This is a genomic window from Streptomyces sp. NPDC005866 (assembly GCF_040629895.1).
In the GTDB taxonomy this organism is placed as follows: domain Bacteria; phylum Actinomycetota; class Actinomycetes; order Streptomycetales; family Streptomycetaceae; genus Streptomyces.
Map to the genome: position 1 here is coordinate 1 of NZ_JBEXWP010000056.1, position 4,490 is coordinate 4,490.

At 64.2% G+C, this 4,490-nt stretch carries 2 protein-coding genes and 3 pseudogenes; 3 read left to right on the forward strand and 2 right to left on the reverse strand.

Translation table 11 applies throughout. The annotated features are described in order from the left end of the window. A pseudogene (locus ABZ396_RS40645) lies at window positions 1-243 on the forward strand (hypothetical protein); the annotation flags it as partial. 1,121 nt (window positions 244-1,364) lie between these two features. Beyond that, window positions 1,365-1,643, forward strand: a pseudogene (locus ABZ396_RS40650) (replication-relaxation family protein); the annotation flags it as partial. 202 nt (window positions 1,644-1,845) lie between these two features. On the opposite strand, the gene ABZ396_RS40655 reads toward ABZ396_RS40650, so the two are convergent. Beyond that, on the reverse strand, window positions 1,846-2,637 hold the full coding sequence (locus ABZ396_RS40655) for a hypothetical protein (protein ID WP_358927054.1): 792 nt from the start codon (window positions 2,635-2,637) through the stop codon (window positions 1,846-1,848). A 272-nt stretch (window positions 2,638-2,909) separates the two neighbouring features. Next, on the reverse strand, window positions 2,910-3,329 hold the full coding sequence (locus tag ABZ396_RS40660; RefSeq protein ID WP_358927055.1) for a hypothetical protein: 420 nt from the start codon (window positions 3,327-3,329) through the stop codon (window positions 2,910-2,912). A 741-nt stretch (window positions 3,330-4,070) separates the two neighbouring features. Here ABZ396_RS40660 and ABZ396_RS40665 point away from each other — a divergent pair. Then, a pseudogene (locus ABZ396_RS40665) lies at window positions 4,071-4,271 on the forward strand (helix-turn-helix domain-containing protein); the annotation flags it as partial. Window positions 4,272-4,490 lie beyond the last annotated feature (219 nt).

Genomic DNA, 4,490 nt, shown 5'->3' on the forward strand with positions numbered 1-4,490 from the left:
ACGTCCTGTGGGCTCTCATCCGCGACGGACAGTGCTACCAGAGCAACCTCCCCGTCACCGCTACGGCTTGACAACCTCATTAGGAGGTGGATCGTCGAGCGCCTCTTCGCCCACCTGATGCGCACCCGCCGCCTGGTGCGCGACTTCGAGCGGCGCACCACCAGCGCCGAGGCGATGGTCTACTGGTCGATGAGCCTGCTCATGACCCGCCGCCTTGCCCGGCCGGGCCCTGCGCGAGCGTGAACCGGCCCGGCTGCTGCTCGGCCAGCCAGCCCCGCGCGATCAGGCGTTTCGCCTTCGACCGCAGCGCCTCCACTGCGCGCTTTCGAGCTGAGCAACCAGCACCGCCCGGCCGTGCCCGCCGGGCAGGGGCGGCAGACTCGACATCCGCATGGTGTCGGTCCGGTTGTGCGAGGGCTCACGCAACTCGGTGACGGCCGAGGCCATACACGCAGGGTGGGCGAACCACACCCGCACCCGCACGCTCTCGGCTCCGGTCACCACCACATTCGCCCGGCCCGTGATCTTCTTTGTGCATGCCGCGCAGTCCGCGTTCTGCGCCTCCTTGCGAGCCTGCGCCATCCCCTCCGGGCCTAACACGCGCTGGACCTCGGAACTCATATGGACCCTGACCACGAGTGATGCTCCCGACTTCAGACGCTGCCGACAAGCCTTCCGCACTGTCCCGTTCCACAGTGCCCCCGCAAGGGTGAACGGCGGCAATGCTGCGCGGAATTGGGCCTCGCCGAGTCGTGGCGCAGGGCACGGACGCGGCGGCCGACGGAGCCGTGCTCGGCGCAGTAGTGAGGGTGACGGCGACGGCGGCCGCCACGGTGAGCAGACGGCGAGTCAGGTTCATATGCCGTCGACCCCGGTTCGTGCCAGGCCGGTCGCGATGCCCACCCGAAGATGACCCACCGGAGTTCGCCAGGCAGACAAGCTGCCCGGACCGCGCGCGGCTGGCCTCGCCGCGCGCGAACAGGGCGGACCGGGTCGCCCTCGGCATGCGCTAGTAACCAGCGCGACCGGACATGACGGTGGCCCCCGAACATCGCGGGGCGGCTTGTCCGCCCGGCGTCGCGCGCGGCCCCGCCGTCGCGCGCGAGGAGCACCGGCGGCGCCCGATCCCCTCGCCCGCCGCCCGGGACCTGTCCCACCCACCCACTTCCTTTTCTTCCTGTTGTGGGGCGTGGACTCGGGGGCGTAGAGGGGATGTCGGCCTCCCGACCATGGCCCGACCAGTGTGGTGAACTGCGGATTCGCGGGCAGGACCGGCAGAGGGTGCAGGCGGTTGTCGGCGGGGATTACGGCCTGGTCCACGGCGGTGTTGTCGCTTCGTGACCGTGGTCGGGCCGTCGTGGTCGATGGTCTGGTCGGGGCCGGCTGCTGCTGTGACCGGTACGCGCGGCGCCGGACAAGGACGGCGCCGCACCGGGCGGGAAGCGAGCAGATCCGTGACGATCGGCGTGGATGCGGGCAGCAGAGACCGGCTGGCGCTGGGGGTGCTGGCGCAATACCGGATGGCCACCACCGAGCAGATGCACCGGGTGATCGCCCCCGAGGTGCGGATCGAGCAGACCCGGCGGCGGCTGGCCCGCCTGCGTGCTGAGGGGCTGGTCGACCGCATCACCCTGCCCCAGTCCGGTCGGGCGCGGGTGCGGTTCCCCACCGGGTACGGTGTGCAACTCGTCTCCGAGTGGCCCGAGATGCGCGGGCGCCGGCCCTCCAGGACGGTGTCCGATCGTGTTCTCGTTCGTGCCGCGCTGCCAGGGGCTGTGCGGATCGGCGAAGTAGACCGGGACGCCGGTCTCGATCGTGAACTGGGCGTGGACGTGTATGGCGTTATCACGCTCGGAGAGCCCGGCGGACGGCAGCGAGATGTGCCTTCATGGAGTTTTTGATTGCGGTGAGGTGGGAAAGGTTCTCTTGCACGGCTTGCTGTTGGTAGCCGTAATCAACGGCAAACCAGATTCCCACCACGTTGTTCGTGCGACGGCATTCCTGATCGGCTACGGCCACCTGGATTTCGTGGCGAGAGGGGAGCTGTGTTTTCCCCCAAGCGGAGTCCCCTGCGGCTCTTAGCGGGTCGGCGTAGTGGTATCCCATACTTTTCATGCATGCCGACCATTTCGAGAAGACTGCTAGCGTTCGCGGGTCTCGTTCTCCCTTCGCGAGAGTGGCAAATTTCAGTTTCACGACAAAATCGGGATTTCCTGGGTTTCCGCCCACGCTGCCGGTGAGGAGGCGATATGCTTCGCCCACGCATCCGCGATTGGGGATTTTTCTTTTATTGACGATCTGCCCGCCTGCGCCGTACCTCTGGTGCGGGTCAGTCGTTCCGCTGAGAGCGACCCGCTCGTTGGGTGTCGCCTTCGTGTTGGGGGAGCCGCTGACTTCTGGGAATCCGCTTTCCGGATGAAAGCCCCATTTTTCGGCGTGTTTCATGCTCTGAAACCCGAAGTAGCCATCCATGCGCGTGGTGGGAGCGTCGGCGCCTATGCCGGTGGGGTCCGAACTTTCAGCGGGAAGCGCGTAATCATATCCAAAGCTTCTCATGCACGTTGAGACGAGAGAAGAATATGCGTCGTTCATGTCCTTGGTCTGTGCGGGGTTTAGCAGGTATGGATCCAGTGGCATGGGTCTATTGTTGGCGTCTGACAGTATCGGGATCTTTGTGGGGTCGGTGGCTCGGAGTGAATGCCTTTCGGTCGACGAAGGCCGTGGCGAAAGTTGGTTGGCGTCGGAGCCGTTAGAACAAGCAGATATCAAGAACGCGATACTCGCGAGGATAATTGCGGCAAGCGAATGATGCTTGGTCATTTCCTTCTTTTTCGACGATGGGGCGAAGGCGAAACAATGAAAAAGCGGCTGGGGAGAAAGGATATTTGCACCTCCCCCCAGCCGTTGCCTTACAGGAACTTCCCGGATGCGTTGTTGTTGTGCATCGTCGAGTTCAGGTCGGCTACCCCGCGTGCCGCGATGTCCTGGCACGCCACTGAGCAATTGTAATTGCTGTTGTAGTACACGCGATAGGCGCGCAGACTCCACTCATTGTCTACGAAGGCGGCATTATTCTTCACGCTTTGCCCGGCGCCATCGCTTCCATTATTGCCGGCGGAAAAAATCCATCCGTCGTAGTTCGCTATGTTGCTGGCCGTCTTGAATACTGCACCGTAGTTCGGGGGGATGTGATTATTCACGAAGGCCGAAGAGTGGTAGTAGAGGCATACAAAGCCGTCCGTGCAGTCCGGGGTGGGCCCTACGTATGCTGCGGCGTTAGGTGCAGTGGCCAGGCTTGCGCCAATGATGCCTGCTGCTGCGGCGGCCACTGCGGCCAGTCTCCTCGCGTGCATTTTGTCCCTTATCTCCAATGTGTCCGGCGTATACAGTTCCATCCGTATCTAATAGCCGGTGCTCTGAGGCCTGCAAGGTCAATACGCGCCAGAGATCGTGATGAACTGCAACGTGCGGATGGGTGTACGTATGGCTGCAACGTTGATGTGCTGGCAAAAAGAGGGGCTACGACATCAATAGGACCGCCCAAGTTTTCTGCGGTTTCATGAGTTGCGCCGTATGGAGTATGGGCGGCCATCATTGCGCTTCAATGGCAGTCTGAGCGCACACTTGCTCGCTTGCGCTCAGAGATGGGTGGCTTGAAAAGATGCTTTGGTCTGGACCTTCCGCGGAATAGTTCAGCTGCCGCTCGGAGGGGCCATGCCTCCGACGCAGCCTGCTCCTCCACCTCGCCCAGCCAGTCGCGTCCCAGCCGCTCACGCAGTGGGGCAACGACCCCCACGCCTGACTCTCGGAGTGGGGAGTTGGTGTGCAGGGTTGCTGCTGACCTGGTGTGTGGCTGACTCCTTGAGAGGCTGGGCGGAGCGGCCCCGGGAGGATCAGTGGTGTGAGCCGGGGCTCTGCGTGTGTGTGGCGGGGCTCGGTGTAGGTAGCTCTGACGTGAAATGACTGGTCTGTCGGCGTGCTTTGAACCGTGACCCCCTATCGGTCGATGAAAAGTGACCCCTTCCGTGATCAAGTGATCAGTCTGGCTCCATGGGAGTCAGGTGGAAGAGGTGATCGGTGTGGAGGACTGGGCTGAGATCCGGCGGCTCCACCGTGCCGAGGGAATGTCGATCAAGGGGATCGCGCGGCATCTGGGGATCGCCCGGAACACCGTGCGGCGGGCCGTGGCCAGCGACGATCCGCCGAAGTACCGGCGGGCGCCGAAGGGCTCGATCGTGGATGCGGTGGAGCCGGCGATCCGCGAACTGCTGGCGCAGTACTAGCCTCGATCTTTCGTGACGGTCCGCCGACGGAGTTGGTAGACCGTTTCGCGTTCGGCGTCTGATGGTGGGCAGGTCAACTGCCCGGCTGTCGCGTCGGGTGGGCGCCGGGTTCCACGGCTCCGGCGGGGTGGTGCTGCTCGTAGGGGCGGGAAGAGGCTGGTCAGCCGGGGTTCGGGAGGGCGGCAAGCCGGTGCAGGGCTTGGGTGA

Bases quoted from the DNA above. Each gene is read 5' to 3' on its own strand.
- ABZ396_RS40655 (WP_358927054.1), bottom strand. From the start codon at position 2,637: ATGCCACTGGATCCATACCTGCTAAACCCCGCACAGACCAAGGACATG.